Here is a 19,548-nt window from a genome sequence, read left to right as displayed (position 1 = left end):
GCAATCCCTTACGTGTAAGCGTGGCTTAAGGGAGTGCGCACCATTACGAAAAATCCAGTTTACTTCGTTTCCGCAAACAGCTCGCGGCCTATCAGCATGCGGCGGATTTCGCTGGTACCAGCACCGATTTCATACAGTTTGGCATCGCGCCACAGGCGACCGACCGGGTACTCATTGATATAGCCATTGCCGCCCAGCGTCTGGATCGCTTCACCTGCCATCCAGGTCGCTTTTTCTGCCGAGTACAAAATAGCGCCAGCGGCATCTTTGCGCAAAGCGCGGACTTGTTCCGGATTGGTGGCGCGGTCGCAAGCCTGGCCGACTGCGTAAACATAGGCTTTGCAGGCCATCATGGTGGAATACATGTCCGCCAGCTTGCCTTGCATCAGCTGGAATTCACCGATCGGCTGACCAAACTGTTTGCGGTCATGCACGTAAGGCACAACAACATCCATACACGCTTGCATGATACCGAGCGGGCCGCCGGACAAAACCGTGCGCTCGAAATCGAGGCCGGACATCAGGACATTAACGCCCTTGCCGAGGCCACCGAGTACGTTTTCTGCAGGTACTTCGCAATCTTCAAATACCAGTTCACCGGTATGCGAACCGCGCATGCCGAGCTTGTCGAGTTTTTGCGCAATGCTGAAACCTTTGAAATTCTTTTCAATCAGGAAAGCAGTCATGCCGCGCGGGCCGGCTTCCAGATCGTTTTTTGCATACACCACCAGCACGTCGGCGTCAGGGCCATTGGTGATCCACATCTTGGTGCCGTTCAGCACCCAGCGGTCACCTTTGAAATCGGCGCGCAATTTCATGCTGACGACGTCGGAACCGGCATTCGGCTCGGACATCGCGAGCGCACCGATGTGTTCGCCGGAAATCAGTTTCGGCAGGTATTTTTGTTTTTGCTCTTCGGTACCGTTGCGTTTGATCTGGTTCACGCACAGATTCGAGTGCGCGCCGTACGACAGACCAACCGAGGCAGAGGCGCGTGAGATTTCTTCCATGACGATGATGTGGGCGAGATAGCCCATGTTGGCGCCGCCGTATTCTTCGCTGACGGTCACACCCAGAATGCCGAGATCGCCCATCTTACGCCACAGATCCATAGGGAACTGGTCATTGCGGTCGATTTCGGCTGCACGTGGCGCGATTTCAGCGGCAGCAAATTGTTGAACGGCTTCACGCAAAGCGGCGATATCGTCGCCATGATCAAAAGTTAATCCGGGTAAATGGAGCATGTCATCCTCACTGTAATGATGGAACAGAATCGTTTTTATTCATCAGAGTGGAGCAATCCCGGTTTCGCAGCGATAGCCTTGCCAAACCAATTTTGCATCCATACTGTTATTTTTTGCTGCGACTACATTGACCGTCACGGCGAACCGTCAGTTATTTTTTTGCGATCACAAACAAAGTCTGTTGCATGATCGCGCACAATTTTTCTTGCCCCTGATTGACGACAAACACCTCGGCGCTTGAAACGACCAGAGTTTTTCCTGATTTCAAGACCTTGCCACGGGCGATCAGGGTATCGCCTATGCCGGGTGCAACGATATTAATTTTATACTCAGCAGTTAAGCACTCACTTACAGGCATCAACAATGTATTTGCGGCATAACCACCGGCAGCATCCGCCAATGTACCAATCACGCCGCCATGAAAATAGCCGTGTTGCTGACTGACAGCATCGCTGTATGGCAAGCTGATCTCACAGGTGCCGGGTGTCATTCCGGTCAGTTTCGCATTCCACGCCATCAACGCACCCTGCCCGTTGAAGCTCTGCAGCAAGGTCAACGCCAGCGTGTGATCAAGCGCGGCGGGTGCTGCGGATGTGGCGTCCTGATACATAAAGTCTCCCCGGGAATACAAAATCTGAGCGTAGGAAATAATACGACTAATTGACGTTAACGTAAACGTCAATTGACTGCGTTTTGTGCAAACTGGTATTTCTACGCGGTCTGCCCGGCTTTCGTATGCAAGGCCAGCAAACGCCGGCTTTTATCTTCATGGGCGCTGATTTCCGCCAGCATGACTTCGATATCCTCGCGCTGCTGCTCAAGTGAAGCGCGGTGCCGTGCCAGCACCACCAGAAAGCTCTGTAATTGCGCTTCGGTATCTTTTGGTGAGCGGTACATGTCCACCAGGCTCTTGATATCCGACAGACTCAGGCCCAGACGCTTACCACGCAGGGTCAGCTTCAGTTGCGTGCGTTCGCGCGCGGTATAGACGCGATTGCGACCGCTGGGACCTTCGCGGGTCGGGCTTAACAAGCCCTGATCTTCGTAAAAACGTATCGCTCGTGGCGTGATATCAAATTCGCGGGCTAAGTCAGTAATGGTGTAGGTGGCCATAGTTTTAGTACACAAAATCGTTTTTCTGATTACAATCGCTGAAATCGAATTGACGTTAACGTCAATTGAATAAAAACGCATTGTAGGCTATTCCGGCTACAACGTACGTACCAAAAAGAGAAGAGACAACAATGAATCACCTGGAACAACAACTCGATTATCCGTTTGGCGAAACCCTGCCGGAATCTGGCAAGACGGTGGAAATAGCGCCCGGCATTTTATGGATACGGATGGGCCTGCCGTTTGCACTGAACCACATCAATCTGTGGCTGCTGGAAGATGAGGTCGAGACTGCGCAGGGACGGGTACATGGCTGGACAATTGTCGATTGTGGCATCGCCAGCGATGCCACCCGTGATGCCTGGGAAGTGCTGTTCGGCGATCTGCACAATCATCTGCGCGGCTTGCCGGTAGTGCGGGTGATTGCCACGCACTGCCATCCTGATCATATCGGTCTGGCAGACTGGTTGTGTACCTTGTGGAACGTACCGCTGTGGATGACAGCGGGCGAATATGGCTTTGCCCGCATGATGTCGGCTGGCTTACCGGGTGCGGACGGCACAGCGATGTTTCCGCATTTCCGCAAACACGGACTAGATCCGGCGATGCAAGAACAGATACAGGAAAGAAAAAGTCATTACAGCCGCATGGTACCGACGGTGCCGACTTCGTATCGCCGCATGCAAGAAGGCATCGACCTGACGATTCATCAGCGGCGCTGGCAGATCATCACCGGTTTTGGTCACTCGCCAGAACACGCGTCGTTGTATTGTGCCGATCTGAATATCCTGATTTCTGGCGATATGCTGTTGCCGCGTATTTCTACGAATGTGTCCGTCTTTGCGATTGAGCCTGAAGCCAATCCGGTGCAGCAGTATCTCGACTCCCTCAAAAAATACCTGCCGCTGCCTGAGGATGTGCTGATCCTGCCTTCGCATGGCAAGCCGTTCAAGGGGCTGCACACGCGCATCACGCAATTGGAAGAACATCACGCTGAACGCCTGGCCGAGGTCGTTGCAGCTTGTACGACGCCGCAATCGGCCTGTGACATCGTGCCACTGATGTTCCGCCGCCCGCTCGATGCCCACCAGCTGACATTTGCCATCGGCGAAGCACTCGCGCATCTGCACAAACTGTGGTTTGACGGCATTTTGCAGCGACAAACAGGTGATGACGGCATCATCCGTTTTGTTGCCAGAACATAGGCACTGACATTGCGGCAACAAGCGAGCTGACCTGCCTGCAACGGTTCACACGAACTGATGGCAGGCGGCTATTTTGTTCTGAGTTCCATGCCCGCCAACGGTGGCGGTGCCACACAATTTCCGCTTTGCGCACCTTGCAAAAACGCATGGATGGTTTGCGTGGTCAGTCCTTCTGTACGATGCAATAAACCATTCCCGCCAAAATTCATATGTGACGCACCATTCACGATACCCAGCCATTTGCAACCCGGAGACATGTCGGCAAACGGTTCGGTACGGGTACGCCAGGAAGCATGTGCCAGATCATCATCTCTGGTTCCTGTCATCAATAACACAGGCTTACTGATTTTGTACCAGGCATGGGCGGGAAAAATCAATCCTTCACCTTGCGGCGACAAGGCAATATACGCATCGAAACTGGCGGTGCCGGTCACGCCCATTTTATTGTCGGCACCGGCTTCCATCATGGCCACTGCCGCCCCCATGGAATGACCGAGTAAGACCGCGCGTTTGCCGGTGCAACGTGATGCAGCCCATTGACGCGCTGCATTAATGTCCGTCAGCCGCGCCGCATAGGCCGGTGCATCGGTGACTAATTCTGTCAGACCATCCTGCAAACTGCCGCCACGCCTGGCTTCACGCAAAGATTGTCTGCCACTTTCCAGATGTCCCGGCACAACGCTCAGAAAACCTTCTTTCGCCATGAATTCAGCCAGATAGACATAGCCTTTTTCCGAACCACCAGCGCCATGGGAAATAATCGCCACACCCTGACATGCTCCCGCATTCTGATACACCATAGCAGGAACACTCTGACTATCCTGACGCGTCAGCGAAATACGCTCCGCCGCGACAACCTGAGTCGACGCGACCGTCAATGCCGTCAAACCGATCAACATACCGATGTATGAACGCTTTCTGAATCCTGTTGCTGTATGCATCACGCCGCTCCTTAATTAATCTGGATAACACACACCTCAACGATCTAACTGATAAAACAGATGACCGCCTTGCCATGTGCGGCGGCATTTGCATAAAAATTTTGCAGATGGGAATAATGTTCCAGCAAATAATTTAATGCCTGCACCCCGTCGGTGATCCACATCCCTTCAGGATAAACCTGCGCTTTTTCCATCTTTGCTGCGTCAAAGCGCTGCGCCAGCGCGGATGCGGGAATTTCCTGCAACGCGGCACTGACTGCGGCGACCTGACGCGCAGTCAGACAACGGGCGGGGCCTTTACCAAGATCATCGCTGACTTCCTGATCGCCAAACACCGCCCACCCCAGAGGTTCGTCACCGCCAAAAGTCGCACCATTGAGCAAATACTGTATGCCGTGCCAGGCTTTTTCGAGATCAAATAATTCCGCTTCGTCATTGCCGCCGTTTTTGGCAAAAATAAATTGGCGGACTTGTCCGGGATGCTGTTTCAGTTCATCCAGTTTTTCCTGTGTCAGCGTCAGATAAAAACAGCTCATGCCCATGAAATGCTCCCGAAAATCGGCTATCGTCACTCAGTCAAAATCCACTGCTTTCAACACGAACAGCATTCACAATATAACTGAGTGCAGCCCATTTCCGCATAAATTTCTGTCGTCCAAAACAACCCGCCTATGGCGTTTGAGCTGATCTGTCAGGCCAGTCGTACAACGCTGGAATTTCGCTTTGACGACTGGCCTGAAGCTGGTATCGCACCGGATTTATAAGAGTTTTACAGAGGATTTTTTGTGCCGCATTCACCACAGAAAATGTCGTCTGCTGCCAACGGTGCTTTGCAGGCAGAACATACTCTGGCAACCGGTGCAACAGGCGCAGGCGGCGCTGCTGGCGTCACTGTTGGGGCGATATCTGCTTCGGCTTTCGCCGCTGGCTGATTATTCTTGGCCGCCGCTGCAGATGCAGCTGCGGCGTCTTTTGCTTCCTGCAATTTTGCCCCGGCACGGTCTTTGGCTTCGTTGGCGCGACGTTTTGCCTCCTGCATCTGCGCCTGTAATTGTTCTTCCGCTTCGGTGAAATTCAGACCATCCGTCACTTGCAGATAAATCAGGCAGGTACCATTAATCATCGTCAGAAACGGAATGACCATGCCAACGCTGAACAGCAGCCCGGTTGCGAAACCAAACGCACCGGTGTACGCCATGCCGCTCTCCAGAGCCTCAAAGCCGCCGCCATATCCCATCTGATTTCCCATATGGTTTCCCATGATGCCGGACATCATTCCCATCACATTTCCCATAGGATTAATGCCGACGGCCTGAGAAATTCCCATTGTCGTGACATAGCCGGAAAATAAAATGAAAGACACCACGCCAGACAAAAACAGCACCAGGAAAGACAGCACGACGATATAAGTAATCGTCATCAGCAAACGCTGACGGACAATCACAAACAAACGGGCAATCGTTTCCATTACCGAGTTACCGGCCCAGATTGCCGGTGCCGCCAGTGGCATGGCTACATAAAATATACTGGCAAATGTGACGCCGATGATCACCGTCAGCAATGGCAACATAACGGCATACAGCAAGGAACCAAGCCCGGGCAACTTACACAAAAACAGCACGGCAAACGCAAGCAGCGCCACCAGCAAAAAAATCACCAGCAACACCAGCGCCACGCCCAGCATGCGATGTACCGTAAAAACACCTTGGATAATCGCATCGGTGAAACTGAGTTCACGTCCCTGCGACTGGCGCATCAGCAAAATACCAACCGCCGAATAGCCGGTGATACCGACAATCAACGTCACGATGGAAAACAGGCCACCCAGCAAAAAGCTGTGGCGTGTCAGCCAGGCGGTCATCGCCATAGACAGGAAAAAAGCCAGTGCTGCCATGCCAGTCATGGCAAGCGCGCGCCAGTTCGTTGCGGCCTCTGCGGCACGCAGCAACACAAATGGGCTGCCGGAAGTCGTTGGATTGCTGCTCATGTAGTCTCCGATGGATGTCGTCACTCTGGACGGGGTTAACAATGATGGGTGATGGAAGATGTGCGGCGCGGGCTAACAATGCCACGCCGGAACATGGGCACACGAAATCATGCGTATGCCCATGTGCTGAACTGGTTTAATAGCGTGAACGAAGTTGTTTGATTTTCCTGATTTTTGCGAGAGCCGCGGTATTGCCGGGGTCCAGCGCCAGCGCCGTCTGCGCCGTCGCCAGTGCATTATCGTAATCACCGCTGGCGATAAAACTGTCGGCACGGTTTAACAAAGCCGTCGCCTTACCATGCATCATTTCGCCGCCTGTCTGCGCCTGTGCCCCTTGTTGGCGTTTAGCGTTGACTGGTTCATCGTAAAAATCGTCGTCTTCGTCAAATTCATCATCGTCATTCCGGCGTTTCTTTTTGGCGGTCACGGGCGCAGGCGCTTCCGTGGCTGCCGGTGTCGTCGGCGCTGACGTCACTTCCGGCATTGCAACGGCGGAAGCTGGAGCCGGTGCAACATCCGCCGGCGGGCTGCTCGGCAATGAGGCGGCGACGGGTTCAGGACTGGTCACGACGGGCTCGGTCTGCGAATGGGATTTTGCATACCAGACGTAAGCACCAGCGCCAGCGGCAATTGCCACGACCGCCGCAACCAGCACGATGGCCGTCACCGGCGTCGCCGTCTTGCTGACCGGCAGCGCATTGTAGGAAGGAGAAGCGTTAGCGCCAGTTGGCTGCGATGGCTGCGCCGCTGCATTAGCGGCGGCCTGCGTCTCAATGACGCTCGCGGTGCTTGCGGCTGGCGTCGCTGCAGTGACAGGGACATCCGTGTTTGCGGATGGCACAACATCGTCAACAGCGGCGCTCACGCTTTGTACAGGCAGATTTGTCGCGGCTTCGCTGGCAATGCTGGCGATAAATGCCTGCGCTGTTGGCAGATCTGCTGGCTGTTCTGTCGGTTTTTCTGTCGCGCTGACTGGTGCCTCGCTGGCATTTGCCGCCACAACATCCGTTGCCGTAGCAGCGGCCGCATCAGCGCCAGCGCTGGCACCGCATTTTTTGCAGAAACGCGCGCCCGGGGTCAGTGGCGCATGGCATTGATGACACTCGGGCGTCGGTGGCGCTGGCGGTAACAACGCAGTGCCACACGATTTACAAAATTTGGCACCATCCGGGTTGTCAGTACCGCAGCTCACACAGGTATTCATCCATCTTCCTTTTTTGTCGGCTTATTTTGTCGGTTTGCTCAGCAATCAATCACTACGATCAGTAGCAAAGAAGTTATTGCAAAAATTATACAAGGGGTTTGTAACAAGACAATTAAAACGATGGTAAAAAATCAGGAATACGAACGCGGAAGAGCATGATAAACAACACAGCAAAGCCTCCATGCTGTGGTGTTGACCTTAAATATACTGGGGGAGAGTATTTTTCAAAGTCCTTTATTGACGCCGAGATCAATGCGAAAAAGCCGGATACTCCCCCATTTTTTCAAGAAGCGGCTTTTTCCGCCTGCACCAGCTTGCGGGCATCGGTAAATTCCCACCACGGTTTCGCAGGTTCGCCATTCATGAATGCGGTGACCGACATGAACACATCAATCACGCAAGGATCATGCCGCACGCCAGTCAGCTGGCACAGCTTTTCATACATTTGCCACGGACACTGCCCCACCAAATCCGCAGGCGCGTTGATGCCCAGCAAACGCAGATCCGCTGCACCAGCCTTGCCGATATTCGGTAAATCCGTCAGCTGGCGCAGACGGTTTCGGTCAACTTTGTCGGGATGCATGGATGGACTCCGGATCTGTGTACTGATCACCGCACAATAACCGTATGCAGATCGATTGGCAATCGGCTTGCAAGTCGTCGGCAACGGTGATTCCGGCCTTCAGAAGTCAAAAATATACTCCCCCCAGTATTTTTTAACGCCCTTTGTTTATACGGAGATAAAGGCAAAAATGGCTGATACTCCCCATTTTTTCGCTTTTTATGGGATTTTTCGGGGAATTTTCAGCTCCTTTCGTGCCGGGCTTTACGCGATACGGCACAACTCAGCGTGACGCTGATGCGGCGAACCGGCATTTTCGTGTACCCTTCACGCTTTCTGTTGAAGCGCGCTATCGTGAAATCTGCCCACACTCCCGTTCCTGTCACCACGTATCTGAAACTGGTTGCGGTCGCCTTGTTCTGGGGCGGCACTTTTATTGCCGGTCGTATTGTGGCGAGTGAAATTCCGCACATGACAGCGGCGGCGCTGCGTTTTGCGGTGGCCAGCGGCCTGCTGTGGTTGCTGGCGTGGAAGCTCGAAGGCGGCTTGCCGAAACTGACGCGGCAGCAAATGCAGGCGACATTTGCGCTCGGTGCGACGGGCATCTTTTTATATAACATCTGTTTTTTTTCAGCACTGGCACTGATGCCCGCCGGACGCACGGCCTTGTTTGTCGCGTTGAATCCGATTGTCACAGCGCTGACACTGGCGGCACTGTTTGGCGAGCGTCTGGGCGCGCGGCGCTGGCTGGGCATCGCGATTGCGTTTGCCGGCGCAGCGGTGGTGATCACGCGCGGCGATCTGGGCAGCGCGATCCGTGATGTCTCGCAATCAGTCGGTAAAGGTGAATTATTCATGCTGTGCGCGGTCTGCGGCTGGGCCGCCTACACCATCATCGGCAAACATGCGCTGCGCGGTTTGTCGCCGATCGCTGCAACCACGTATGCATCGCTGTGGGGCTTGTCGCTATTGGTCTGCGGCGCGGTCACGGAATGGCCGCAATTCGATACCAGCCGTCTGACCTGGCCGGTACTGGCTGCGATTGTGTATCTGGGTGCATTCGGTACGGTGATCGGTTTTGTCTGGTATTACGAAGGCGTGAAAGCCATCGGCCCGGCGCGAACCGCGGTATTCAATAATCTGGTGCCGGTATTCGGTATCACGCTCGCCGCGCTGTTGCTGGGCGAACCAATTTTGTTGTCGATGATCGTTGGCGGTTTGCTGGTGATTGCGGGCGTATCGCTGACCAACCGGCAATAATATCAGCGCATGTTCTGCATCGATGATCGAATAAAAAAGGAGGCATTTGCCTCCTTTTTTTACGCCAGAAAAATAAGCGGACAGATCAGAATGTTGATCAGAATTTTTTCCACAGTTTGACGAAATACGCCGCACCGCCCAGGCCGAACTGCACGCTGTCGTAATAGAAACCGTTGTCGGTTTCATTCGGATTCTGACGCGTTGGTTTGACGTTGAAAATATTCGTGCCGCCGACCGTCAGTTTGGTGGTGTCATTGAATGCATACGTCACTGCCAGATCGGCAGAGGTTTTTGGTTCGTAATACGCATTCGGCACACCTGCTGCCGTACCGGAGAAAGTGCCCAGTGTTTGCGAACCATAGTGGATAACTTTGAATTCGCTGGACCACGGACCTTGCTCATAGTTAAATGCCAGCGTGCCTTTCACGCGCGGGCCGCCTTGCTCAATGAACAGGCGTTCACGCTCGGACAGCAACACATCTTCATAGCCTTTCAGCGATGTCGGCGCATTCACTTTCGTGACTTCGGTTTTGCTGTAATTGAGGCCCAGATAGGTCGAGAGTTTGCCGGCACCAAGATTGGTTTTATGCGATGCGGTCAGATCGATACCTTGCGTTTTAGTATTGATGGAATTCACAAAAAACTGTGCCTGACCAACACCCAGCGCAGACAGCGTTGCACCCAGCGCCGGATAATTATTCGCATCAAAACGGCCCGACAAAACGATGCGATCAGAAATATCGATGCGGTACAAATCGGCTGTCATAGAAAACGTATTGCTTGGTTTATACGTCAGACCCAGCGTGTAGTTTTTCGATTTTTCTTCATGCAGTTTCGGTATGCCTGCGGCGTTCGCAATGGTGCCGCCATTCGGTGCCAGCACCACATCCATCGGTACGCCGGAAATGAAGTCGGTGAAAGTCGAAGAAAAATACACTTGCTGCAGCGACGGTGCGCGGAAACCTGTGCTCAACGAGCCACGCAGATTCACGTCGTCGGTCGCTTTGTAGCTCGCAGCAACTTTACCGGTGAGCGTGGAGCCGAAATCACTGTAACGTTCGCCACGCACTGCGGTTTGAACTTTAAAGCGATTCGTCACGTCGGTTTCGATATCGACATACGCTGCCAGACTGTTGCGGCTGCGATCGGTACGATCCCCCGGTTGAAAACCCGGAAAGCCCTGACTGCCGGCATTGCCGCCGAAGCCGACGCCATCGACATCATTGTAAGAGCCTGGTTCACCGGCAAAAATTTTGTAATTTTCACGGCGGTATTCACCACCAAACGCGACGTTCACGCCATTCATGAAACCGTCAAAGAAACGGCTGAAATCCAGATTGGTGGTGGCCTGAGAGAACGAGAAACCACCCGCATCAAAACTGCTCGGGCTGATACCTTTGCCGCCGCTCAGCAAATCTTTATTCGCGATGGATGCATTCAGAGTATTGCTGATGTTGTACTTGAGTTCGTTGAAACCGTAAGTCTGCGACAAATCTGCACGCCATTCGCCTACGCTGAAGCGGTAACCGGCGATGCCGTAGATGTCGTTGATATCACCATTAATGTAAGGCACAAAGCCATTCGGGTACATCGCCGCAGAATTGCGCGAAGGAATGTCGTCAGAGCCGATACCGCCACGCGCCCATGCTGCTGAAGAGGCTTTACGTTGCTGCGTTCCCAGCGTGAAATAGAATTTATCGCTGCCGCCATTCGGCACTTCACCGTTCAGATACACGGTGGGTCCTGTGACTTTGGTGTCACCGATGGTGCGCGGATTACCCGGATCTGCGCGGTTTGAACGGCCGCGATCGGTGTATTCCACCGTCACGCCGAGCACGCCTTTTTCACCAATCTGTATGCCGCAATAGGCAGACGGCAGATAGTTTTTACCATCGCCGACAGAATACTGGCTGTAACCGAAACTGGCTTCGCAACCCAGATTTTTTTTCAGGCTGATATCCATCACACCGGCAATCGCATCGGAACCGTATTGCGCCGCTGCGCCATCACGCAACACCTGTACATTGCTGATCGCCATGACCGGAATCGCATTCAGATCGGTACCGGTATTGCCACGGTTACGCGCGCCGAACAGATTGACCAGCGACACGGTGTGGCGACGTTTACCGTTCACCAGCACCAGCGTCTGGTCTGAGCCCAGGCCGCGCAATGCCGCGGAATCCACCAGATCAGCACCATCGGCACCAGTCTGGCGGGTGGAATTGAACGAAGGCGAGATATTCGCCAGAGTCTGAGCAAGATCGAACTGCCCACCTTGTTCAGCGGATTTGGAAACAGAAATAAAGTCGATTGGTAATGGCGTTTCCGTGGCCGAAGAATTGATACGGCGGGAACCGACGATGGTCATCGTTTGTATCGGCGCATCAGAGACTTTTTCCGGGCTGGTCTGCGCGTACACGCAAACCGGAGTAAACGCTGCGGCAGAGCTGGCACCATAGAGGGCGAGCAAAATGGCCTTACGCATTTTGGTCATGACAAGATTCCTTAGAATTGCAATGTTGATTGGGAGATATTCAATTTGATGAGAAATCTGTCAGCCGGGCAAAACAGCAATAGCGTCAGGCCATGCCCAATCGAAGTGCAGGCCAGCCCTTGGTTTCAGACAGATTTCTATGCATTTGAGTATCAGCTCCTGAAGAAAAACATGTCAATCCTGGTGTGTCTGGTTTGTGTCCTCAGTGTGACATTTATGAGGAATAGCTGAAATTTGTAAAAATATTTTCAGATTTAAAATCTCAATGTTTTTAAATACATCAAGCCTTTGATCGCCCGGCTGCCGTACCACGACAGCATTTCACCATCGACCAGTTGCACAGGCTTGCCGAGTTGGCGTTCCAGTGCATCGACATGGGCTTCCGTGAAGCGATAAGGTTCGGTCGATAATAAGACGCTGTCAAATTGCGACGCCATCGTGTCATTCCAACTGAAAGCCGGATAGCGCAAGGTATTGTTTTCCGGAGTCCAGATCTGGCAACCCGCCAGCTTCAGCATATTCGCGATATAGGTATCGCCCGCAATGGTCATCCACGGGTCTTTCCAGATGCAGTACAAAACGCGTTGTGTACTGACAGGCACGGTCAGATCGGCATAAGCCTTGTCAAATGCCGAGCAGAGTTGTTCGGCCGCAGCCTCGACCTGAAAAATTCCACCGAGCAGACGATATAAAGCCAGATTGTCGCGCGGGGTATTCGGATGGGTGACGATCACATGCGGAATAAATTCTGCGAGCAAGTCCACCGTCGGTTTTTCATTTTCATCGATATTGACAATCAGATGCGTTGGTGCGAGCCGGCGGATTTTTTCAATATTCACATCCTTAGTACCGCCGATTTTGGGAATCGCTTGCACCACGTCGGCTGGATGTATACAAAACCCGGTACGCCCGACCAGTGAAGATGCCAGACCGAGATCGCAGATCAGCTCAGTTATTGATGGCACCAGACTGACGATTCTGGCTTGCGCTGCGGCCACGGGCTGATGTTGCTGCCCAATGGCATCGGTAAGGGAGATATCGTTCGTCATTTTTTGACCATAGTCATCGCAAGTATCTGATTTGATCTATTGCTGATCGTCTGCCCGCGCCTTATGCGGGGCGTGTGAAAATACGGCGTCGTACAGCGCGTTCGGCAACAGCCTTAAACACTTGGCGACTATGCCCATCTGCCACGGAATAACACGATACGAGCAACCTGCGTCTATCGTCTGTACCGCTTTCGCAGCGAATTTTTGTACCGGCATCAGGAAAGGCATGCGATAGGTGTTGATCTGCGTCATCGGCGTATCGATGTAGCCAGGCGCGATCGTCACGACACGGATGCCGCTTTTTTTCAATTCAACCCGCAGCGATTCGCAATAGCTGATGACAGCGGCTTTGGATGCGCTGTAGGCTTCCGCCCCCGGCAGACCACGGATACCGGCGACGCTGGCAATACCGACGAGCCGGCATGCATCCTGTTGCGCATCGCGCTTCATGGTCTGGATGAATGGCGCAAACGTCGCCACGGTGGCGGTCAGATTGGTTTGTACAACGCGTTCAAAAACAGCGAGGTCGCCAGCGTATTCGGTCAAGGTGCCGACGGAAATACCTGCATTCGCAATCACCACATGGACTTTGCCGGTCTTTTGTATGAAATCGGCAGCGGCGGCAGCTAAGGCCGCATGATCGGTGACGTCGAGCGCGTAAATATGATGTAGTTCGGGATTTGGCAGGCTGTGGCGTAATTGTTCTAGATTGTCGCTGCGGCGAGCCAGCAAGCCCAGCGTTGCGCCTTGCGCCGCATATTCACGCGCAAGCGCAGCGCCTATGCCGGAAGATGCACCCGTAATGAAAACGTTTTTCATAGTGTCCAATTAAAAAAAAAGTCCGCCAGAAGCGGACTTATTGCATCGTACTTCAGCTTATTTTTTCTTGCCACTGTCAGCCGCAGCAGCAGGTGCTGCGCCCGCTTTTTCTTTTTGCGCTTTACTGACCAGGAAATCGAGTACCTGCAACAATGAACGGTTCTGAGTTTCTTCAGAAACGCGACCCATGGTGCGAACAGACTCTACTGGTGAAGTAAGGAAACGGCCATCTACCGCAACCATAGGAACGCTATCAACCTGATACGACTCCAGCAATTGATTGGTACGGTTCAGTTTGCTTTGAATCGCAAAGGAATTATAAACATCAGTAAATTTCTGTTTATCGAGACCAGACTTGGCAACGAAACTCATGACTTCTGCATCGGATTGCAAACGGTTACGTTCGACGTGCAAAGCGTTGAACGCTTTGATCTGATACTCGTCGGCTTTACCCATTGCTTCCAGTGTCAGATACAGTTTTTGCTGTTGCACCAGATTATGAAAATTCACGTGCACACGTTTGAACACGATATTGTCGCCCTGCTTTTTGACCCATTCGGCGATCAAAGGCTCGAGCGCATTGCAGTGCGGGCAAAAATAGCCAAAAAATTCGATGACTTCAACTTTTTTACCCGCTTCTGTTGGCTGCGGACGACCGAGTACGCGGTATTCAACGCCGGATTGCGGCATCGCCGGAGAGGCTCCCGCACCTGCTGACACCAGGCCTAAGCCCAGCAAAAATACTGCATATATCGCTTGAGTAAATCTACGCATATCTTTTCCTTTATTAATCTGAATTACTGAATCTGATTACTTCGCAGTTCTGACAATTGCCACATCAACGCCATTCTCAGACAATTTGGCCTTCATTCGGTTCATTGTTTCGGCATTATTTATCGGGCCGACACGGACGCGATACATCGTACCGGTATCTGAATTTTTCTCTGTCACTCTGGCTTCAAAGCCGATCAGAGCCAGCTTGGCACGGGCACTATCAGCATCGGCCTGCTCTTTGAAAGCGCCAGCCTGCAGGAAATAGATGTATTTATCATCCGCCGCCGCATCTGCAGCTTTTTCCGATTTGTCGCTCACTTTATCAGCCGCCGGCTTTTCCTGCGCTGGCTTTGCTTCGGTTTTCACTTCAGGTGGGCGGACAGCCGCCTGCGCTGGTGCAGCGTCGGCTGGTTTGGCCACTGCGGCGTCTTTTGCCTGTTCCTTTGCCGCCTCTTTAACCGCATCAGGCTTGCCATACATAGGCCGGTTCGGATCCTGCAGCTGCGTTACCGGCTGATCGGGTTTGTCAGATTTGCCACCTTTGTTTGTAAAAGGCGTCGATGATTTTGTGATCAGCAATGCGACTGCCACCGCAATGCCCAGTCCAATGACCAGTCCAATAATGATGCCTGTTAAGGTATTACCTTGCTGACGCTGCAGCGTTGAGTGATGTGATTTCATGCGTCTCCGACGAAAAAATTGTACTCTGTGAATACTGACCGGTACTGCTTAGGCAATCTGTCATTCTGGTTGAAAATCATGACAACAGTTGCAACCAGAACGACAGAAAGGAAATGACTATTACATTTTATTCGGTGCAGATACACCGATCAAAGCCAGACCGTTACGGATCACCTGACGGGTTGCCAGCATCAGTGCCAGACGCGCCAGTTTGGTCGGCTCATCATCCACCAACACCCGTTCGGCATTGTAATAACTATGCAATTCACCAGCCAAATCGCGTAAATAGAAAGCAACCTGATGCGGGCCGAGTTCATCCAGTGCTTTTTCCAATGCTTCAGGATATTCCGCAATTTTTGCCAGCAAACTGGCTTCGCGCGGCGCTGTCAGCGGCGACAGATCAACATTCAGCAATGGCGCAAAAGCGGCTTCATCAGTCGCATATTGTGCCAATACGGAACAGATACGCGCATGCGCATACTGGACGTAATACACTGGATTTTCATCTGAACGAGCCAGGGCAACGTCAACATCAAACACAAATTCGGTATCAGCTTTACGCGAAATCAGGAAGAAACGCACGGCATCCCGGCCACGCTGTTCATCACCGCCACCCGACCATTCGATCAGATCACGCACGGTCACATAAGATCCAGCCCGTTTGGAAATCTTGACTTCGGCGCCATCCTTCATAACGGTGACCATTTTGTGCAGGATGTAGTCAGGGTAGCCTTGTGGAATACCGATATCCAAAGCCTGCAAACCAGCGCGGACGCGGGCTATCGTGCCATGATGGTCGCTACCTTGCACATTAATAGCCTGACGATAACCGCGTTCCCACTTGGTGACGTGATAGGCAACGTCCGGTACGAAATAGGTATAAGTACCATCCGATTTTTTCATCACACGGTCTTTGTCGTCACCATACTCGGTCGTGCGCAGCCACAATGCGCCATCTTGTTCGTATGTTTTACCCGCAGCTTTGAGCGCATTGACAGTGGCTTCGACTTTACCGTCGGTGTACAGCGAAGTTTCAAGGTAATAATTATCGAACTTGACACCGAATGCGAGCAAATCGGTATCTTGTTCGCGGCGCAGATAAGTCACACTGAATTCACGGATGGAATTTATATCGTCGACATCACCCGTGGCTGTGACTGGCTGACCATTGCTGGCAGAAACGGTTTTTTTGTCGAGAAAATCGCGGGCAATATCAGCGATGTAATCGCCGTTATACGCTGATTCTGGCCACGCGGCATCACCCGGCGCATGACCTTTGGCGCGTGCCTGCACGGATAAAGCCAGATTCCCGATTTGCACACCGGCATCGTTGTAGTAAAACTCGCGTGAGACGTTATAACCTTGTACATCGAGCAAGGCAGCAAGTGCATCACCGAGCGCGCCCTGACGGCCGTGGCCGACATGCAAAGGACCGGTAGGGTTTGCCGACACGAATTCGACAACAACTTTTTGCCCGGCTCCGCGTTGACTCTGACCGTAAGTCGCGCCTTGTTGCAGCACAGTTTTGACCACTGACTGTTTGGCAGCCGTTGCGATACGAATATTAATAAAGCCCGGACCCGCGATTTCTACCGCGCTGATCAGAGAATTATTTTGTGCCTCAAGATTAGCAACAACCGCCTGAGCGATTTCACGTGGATTTTTACGCAAAGGTTTGGCGATCTGCATGGCGATATTGCAAGCGATATCGCCATGCGAAGGATCTCGTGGGCGTTCAAGCAATATCGTGGGTTGCAGATCGCTGCCTTCCAAAATGGGGGCAACCGCGTTTTTTAAGGAATTGAGAATTTCTTGTTTTTGTTCAGCTAACATGGCACATAGGGTTCATCGCGTTTCGCGCAACAAATCTAAATAAGGACAGCGGTCATTATACTGTCTCCCCCGCGCCATGTCCGTCTGCAAGTGTAAGCGTTGATGCGGTTTTCATCAAAGCAGGTTGTTTATGTTTTGTCAGCAAACTCAGCACTCTCAGTAGCTTACCGAAAAACAGACCGTTCATGATGCCGAAGCTGATGCTGCAGACACTCATGAACATAGCGTCAGAGCGCAGCTCTGGCTGTACTACAACAGCAATGTTTTCACAGTATTTCAAGAAGAAAATCAACATCATAAGGATGAGTGGCATCCAGCTGCCCTGCAACTGAATCAAGCGTTCAGACACCACATGGACACCGCTTTTGCCAAAAAACCTGGCATACAAAATACTGGCGCAAACGGCGGCAAGCAGCCACAGCCCTACTGATTCAAAGCAAATGCCAAAATGCTGTATCAGCCCTTGCAAAGACAGACCCAACATAAGCAAAGGCAAAATAAATGTTGCACGTAAAGTGACCTGGCGGTCACGGCTCATCAAGACTCCGCGATAAATGAGAAACGCCAGTAACGCCCATACCCAGATTGGTGTGTTGATCAGGATTTGTTGCAACATGATTGCCCCCTTCGGTAAGTAATGAATTGATGTATTTGTGAGCGAAGTATGGTGGGCAATTGAACTGCGTTCCAATCCTATGCGACCAGTGGACGCTGAATGTCGTGAAGCTGGCGTTTTACGACGTGAGTTGCGATGGGGCGGCGTGTAGAATGTCAGTTTTCATCGTTTGGATATGCTATGTGGTTTAAGAACTTACAGGTTTTTCGTCTTGCCTCTCCCTGGAACATCAGCGCAGAGGAATTGAATGCGCAATTATCCAGAATCTCTTTCGCGCAATGTGCATCGAATGAAATGCAAAGCCAAGGTTGGGCATCACCTCGCAACAACGATATGCTGGTTCACAGTGTCAATCATCAGTTTCTGATAGCACTGGCAACAGAGAAAAAACTGCTGCCGTCCAGCGTTATTAATCAGGTCACGAAAGCGCGCGCGGCAGAGTTAGAGGAGCAGCAAGGTTTTGCGCCCGGCAGAAAGGCGATGAAAGACTTAAAAGAACGCGTAACTGATGAATTATTGCCTCGCGCATTTGGCGTTAAGCGAAATACCTTTGTCTGGATCGACCCGGCGAATCGTTGGCTGGTGATTGACGCATCAAGCCCGTCTCGTGCCGATGAAGTCATTAAATTGCTATTGAAGTGCTGTGACAAGCTTCCGCTCGAAGGTTTGCGGGTCAAATCCTCACCTCAGGCTGCAATGACAGGCTGGCTGGCTGGCAATGAAGCGCCAAAAGGCTTCACGATAGACCAGGATACTGAGCTGAAATCATCGACCGAAGATAAAGCGACGGTGCGCTATGTGCGCCACACGCTTGACCCTGACGATGTCCAGAAACATATCGCGGCTGGTAAGCAGTGCACTAAGCTGGCATTAACCTGGGATGACCGCATCAGCTTTGTGTTGACAGATACACTGACGATCAAACGGATTAAGCCACTGGATATTCTCGATGAAGATAAAGACAAAGGAACCAATGAGGAAGAGCGCTTCGATGCAGACTTTATGCTGATGACGGCGGAATTAGCAAAAATGCTGGATGACATCGTGTTTGCTCTGGATGGAGAACTCGAAAGTTCTAAAACGGCGTAAGCAAGTTTGATGGGAGAATTTAAAAGACGAGTATCTCACTCGTCTTTTTTTATACCTGATACTTAGCGTCACGTCCGGGAAAATACAGTGATGCAGCATAAGTGACACAGCGCACGGTAAATTGAATTCAGAACGTACAAATAAAAAAAACGAGCTGCTTACGCAACTCGTTTTCTCAATTACTGGCGGAGCGGACGGGGCTCGAACCCGCGACCCCCGGCGTGACAGGCCGGTATTCTAACCAACTGAACTACCACTCCGAAACTACTTAACCTGTACTGCTATGTTTATCTGTGGTGGGTGCTGAGAGGCTCGAACTCCCGACCTACGCCTTGTAAGGGCGCCGCTCTACCAACTGAGCTAAGCACCCATATTCTTGCTTAGTCAGACAAACATTTAACGCTGTGTCACCAACGTCAACAGAAGCAACATTATAGTTTAACATCTGCTTTTTGTCTAGTCTCTCAATTCGTTTTTTCGCTTAATTTCAGCGAAAAAACCTTTAAAAAACTAGTACTCTCACTAAAAGCAAAACCCCCCGTTACGCTGGGTAACGGGGGGTTCGCAGAATACAAGCCTGACGATAACCTACTTTCACACTGGTTGCAGCACTATCATTGGCGCAGAGTCGTTTCACGGTCCTGTTCGGGATGGGAAGGGGTGGTACCAACTCGCTA

18 protein-coding genes, 2 tRNA genes and 1 rRNA gene are annotated in these 19,548 nt (G+C 52.1%); 3 read left to right on the top strand and 18 right to left on the bottom strand.

The window, feature by feature from the left end; translation table 11 throughout:
• Positions 1-59 precede the first annotated feature (59 nt).
• The 3 genes from H8K29_RS10390 to H8K29_RS10380 form a co-directional block, all read right to left on the bottom strand.
• Positions 60-1,244 carry an isovaleryl-CoA dehydrogenase gene (locus tag H8K29_RS10390; protein WP_186897546.1) on the bottom strand — a complete coding sequence of 395 codons (1,185 nt, stop codon included), beginning with the start codon at positions 1,242-1,244 and terminating at the stop codon, positions 60-62.
• A 151-nt stretch (positions 1,245-1,395) separates the two neighbouring features.
• Positions 1,396-1,854 (bottom strand): PaaI family thioesterase, encoded by a 459-nt coding sequence (locus H8K29_RS10385; protein WP_186897545.1) that lies wholly within the window; start codon positions 1,852-1,854, stop codon positions 1,396-1,398.
• 101 nt (positions 1,855-1,955) lie between these two features.
• On the bottom strand, positions 1,956-2,357 hold the full coding sequence (locus tag H8K29_RS10380) for a MerR family DNA-binding transcriptional regulator (RefSeq protein WP_186884590.1): 402 nt from the start codon (positions 2,355-2,357) through the stop codon (positions 1,956-1,958).
• Positions 2,358-2,488: 131 nt separating this feature from the next.
• Between H8K29_RS10380 and H8K29_RS10375 the strand changes: the two genes are divergently transcribed.
• Positions 2,489-3,562: an MBL fold metallo-hydrolase gene (locus H8K29_RS10375; protein WP_186897544.1), complete on the top strand. Its 1,074-nt coding sequence runs from the start codon at positions 2,489-2,491 to the stop codon at positions 3,560-3,562.
• A gap of 68 nt (positions 3,563-3,630) precedes the next feature.
• Here the strand turns inward: H8K29_RS10375 and H8K29_RS10370 are convergent, their stop codons facing one another.
• From H8K29_RS10370 to H8K29_RS10350, 5 genes are all read right to left on the bottom strand, one after another.
• On the bottom strand, positions 3,631-4,503 hold the full coding sequence (locus H8K29_RS10370) for an alpha/beta fold hydrolase (protein WP_186897543.1): 873 nt from the start codon (positions 4,501-4,503) through the stop codon (positions 3,631-3,633).
• A 44-nt stretch (positions 4,504-4,547) separates the two neighbouring features.
• On the bottom strand, positions 4,548-5,045 hold the full coding sequence (locus tag H8K29_RS10365; RefSeq protein WP_186897542.1) for a YfbM family protein: 498 nt from the start codon (positions 5,043-5,045) through the stop codon (positions 4,548-4,550).
• 227 nt (positions 5,046-5,272) lie between these two features.
• Positions 5,273-6,490, bottom strand: a complete 1,218-nt coding sequence (locus tag H8K29_RS10360; RefSeq protein ID WP_186897541.1) for a zinc ribbon domain-containing protein — start codon at positions 6,488-6,490, stop codon at positions 5,273-5,275.
• 136 nt (positions 6,491-6,626) lie between these two features.
• Entirely contained in the window at positions 6,627-7,694 is a 1,068-nt protein-coding gene (locus tag H8K29_RS10355; protein ID WP_186897540.1) for a zinc ribbon domain-containing protein, read from the bottom strand.
• Between the two features lie 283 nt (positions 7,695-7,977).
• Positions 7,978-8,277, bottom strand: coding sequence for a helix-hairpin-helix domain-containing protein (locus H8K29_RS10350; RefSeq protein ID WP_186897539.1), 300 nt, complete (start codon positions 8,275-8,277; stop codon positions 7,978-7,980).
• A 333-nt stretch (positions 8,278-8,610) separates the two neighbouring features.
• Between H8K29_RS10350 and H8K29_RS10345 the strand changes: the two genes are divergently transcribed.
• A complete protein-coding gene (locus tag H8K29_RS10345) occupies positions 8,611-9,516 on the top strand; it encodes a DMT family transporter (RefSeq protein WP_370527167.1) in 906 nt (301 codons plus the stop codon).
• A gap of 97 nt (positions 9,517-9,613) precedes the next feature.
• Here the strand turns inward: H8K29_RS10345 and H8K29_RS10340 are convergent, their stop codons facing one another.
• The 7 genes from H8K29_RS10340 to H8K29_RS10310 form a co-directional block, all read right to left on the bottom strand.
• Complete coding sequence (locus H8K29_RS10340; protein ID WP_186897537.1) at positions 9,614-12,010, bottom strand: TonB-dependent siderophore receptor; 2,397 nt, start codon at positions 12,008-12,010, stop codon at positions 9,614-9,616.
• A gap of 254 nt (positions 12,011-12,264) precedes the next feature.
• Positions 12,265-13,059: a helical backbone metal receptor gene (locus H8K29_RS10335; protein WP_186897536.1), complete on the bottom strand. Its 795-nt coding sequence runs from the start codon at positions 13,057-13,059 to the stop codon at positions 12,265-12,267.
• A 36-nt stretch (positions 13,060-13,095) separates the two neighbouring features.
• Complete coding sequence (locus H8K29_RS10330; RefSeq protein ID WP_186897535.1) at positions 13,096-13,878, bottom strand: SDR family oxidoreductase; 783 nt, start codon at positions 13,876-13,878, stop codon at positions 13,096-13,098.
• A 57-nt stretch (positions 13,879-13,935) separates the two neighbouring features.
• A complete protein-coding gene (locus tag H8K29_RS10325) occupies positions 13,936-14,652 on the bottom strand; it encodes a thiol:disulfide interchange protein DsbA/DsbL (RefSeq protein WP_186897534.1) in 717 nt (238 codons plus the stop codon).
• A 36-nt stretch (positions 14,653-14,688) separates the two neighbouring features.
• Positions 14,689-15,333: an SPOR domain-containing protein gene (locus H8K29_RS10320; RefSeq protein WP_186897533.1), complete on the bottom strand. Its 645-nt coding sequence runs from the start codon at positions 15,331-15,333 to the stop codon at positions 14,689-14,691.
• Between the two features lie 120 nt (positions 15,334-15,453).
• Positions 15,454-17,166 (bottom strand): arginine--tRNA ligase, encoded by a 1,713-nt coding sequence (gene argS / locus H8K29_RS10315; protein ID WP_186897532.1) that lies wholly within the window; start codon positions 17,164-17,166, stop codon positions 15,454-15,456.
• Positions 17,167-17,221: 55 nt separating this feature from the next.
• Positions 17,222-17,782, bottom strand: coding sequence for a DUF6622 family protein (locus H8K29_RS10310; RefSeq protein ID WP_186897531.1), 561 nt, complete (start codon positions 17,780-17,782; stop codon positions 17,222-17,224).
• A 180-nt stretch (positions 17,783-17,962) separates the two neighbouring features.
• Between H8K29_RS10310 and H8K29_RS10305 the strand changes: the two genes are divergently transcribed.
• Entirely contained in the window at positions 17,963-18,871 is a 909-nt protein-coding gene (locus H8K29_RS10305) for a recombination-associated protein RdgC (protein WP_186897530.1), read from the top strand.
• Positions 18,872-19,054: 183 nt separating this feature from the next.
• Here H8K29_RS10305 and H8K29_RS10300 read toward each other — a convergent pair.
• The 3 genes from H8K29_RS10300 to rrf form a co-directional block, all read right to left on the bottom strand.
• Positions 19,055-19,131: transfer RNA gene (locus tag H8K29_RS10300), tRNA-Asp, on the bottom strand.
• Positions 19,132-19,165: 34 nt separating this feature from the next.
• Positions 19,166-19,241, bottom strand: a tRNA-Val gene (locus H8K29_RS10295).
• A gap of 205 nt (positions 19,242-19,446) precedes the next feature.
• Positions 19,447-19,548, bottom strand: a 5S ribosomal RNA gene (gene rrf / locus H8K29_RS10290); the annotation flags it as partial.

This window comes from Undibacterium sp. CY21W (genome assembly GCF_014284265.1).
Lineage (GTDB): Bacteria > Pseudomonadota > Gammaproteobacteria > Burkholderiales > Burkholderiaceae_D > Undibacterium > Undibacterium aquatile.
This window is presented reverse-complemented; position numbering and strand designations above follow the sequence as displayed.

Bases quoted from the DNA above. Each gene is read 5' to 3' on its own strand.
- H8K29_RS10390 (WP_186897546.1), bottom strand. From the start codon at position 1,244: ATGCTCCATTTACCCGGATTAACTTTTGATCATGGCGACGATATCGCC.
- H8K29_RS10385 (WP_186897545.1), bottom strand. From the start codon at position 1,854: ATGTATCAGGACGCCACATCCGCAGCACCCGCCGCGCTTGATCACACG.
- H8K29_RS10380 (WP_186884590.1), bottom strand. From the start codon at position 2,357: ATGGCCACCTACACCATTACTGACTTAGCCCGCGAATTTGATATCACG.
- H8K29_RS10375 (WP_186897544.1), top strand. From the start codon at position 2,489: ATGAATCACCTGGAACAACAACTCGATTATCCGTTTGGCGAAACCCTG.
- H8K29_RS10370 (WP_186897543.1), bottom strand. From the start codon at position 4,503: ATGCATACAGCAACAGGATTCAGAAAGCGTTCATACATCGGTATGTTG.
- H8K29_RS10365 (WP_186897542.1), bottom strand. From the start codon at position 5,045: ATGGGCATGAGCTGTTTTTATCTGACGCTGACACAGGAAAAACTGGAT.
- H8K29_RS10360 (WP_186897541.1), bottom strand. From the start codon at position 6,490: ATGAGCAGCAATCCAACGACTTCCGGCAGCCCATTTGTGTTGCTGCGT.
- H8K29_RS10355 (WP_186897540.1), bottom strand. From the start codon at position 7,694: ATGAATACCTGTGTGAGCTGCGGTACTGACAACCCGGATGGTGCCAAA.
- H8K29_RS10350 (WP_186897539.1), bottom strand. From the start codon at position 8,277: ATGCATCCCGACAAAGTTGACCGAAACCGTCTGCGCCAGCTGACGGAT.
- H8K29_RS10340 (WP_186897537.1), bottom strand. From the start codon at position 12,010: ATGACCAAAATGCGTAAGGCCATTTTGCTCGCCCTCTATGGTGCCAGC.
- H8K29_RS10335 (WP_186897536.1), bottom strand. From the start codon at position 13,059: ATGACGAACGATATCTCCCTTACCGATGCCATTGGGCAGCAACATCAG.
- H8K29_RS10330 (WP_186897535.1), bottom strand. From the start codon at position 13,878: ATGAAAAACGTTTTCATTACGGGTGCATCTTCCGGCATAGGCGCTGCG.
- H8K29_RS10325 (WP_186897534.1), bottom strand. From the start codon at position 14,652: ATGCGTAGATTTACTCAAGCGATATATGCAGTATTTTTGCTGGGCTTA.
- H8K29_RS10320 (WP_186897533.1), bottom strand. From the start codon at position 15,333: ATGAAATCACATCACTCAACGCTGCAGCGTCAGCAAGGTAATACCTTA.
- argS (WP_186897532.1), bottom strand. From the start codon at position 17,166: ATGTTAGCTGAACAAAAACAAGAAATTCTCAATTCCTTAAAAAACGCG.
- H8K29_RS10310 (WP_186897531.1), bottom strand. From the start codon at position 17,782: ATGTTGCAACAAATCCTGATCAACACACCAATCTGGGTATGGGCGTTA.
- H8K29_RS10305 (WP_186897530.1), top strand. From the start codon at position 17,963: ATGTGGTTTAAGAACTTACAGGTTTTTCGTCTTGCCTCTCCCTGGAAC.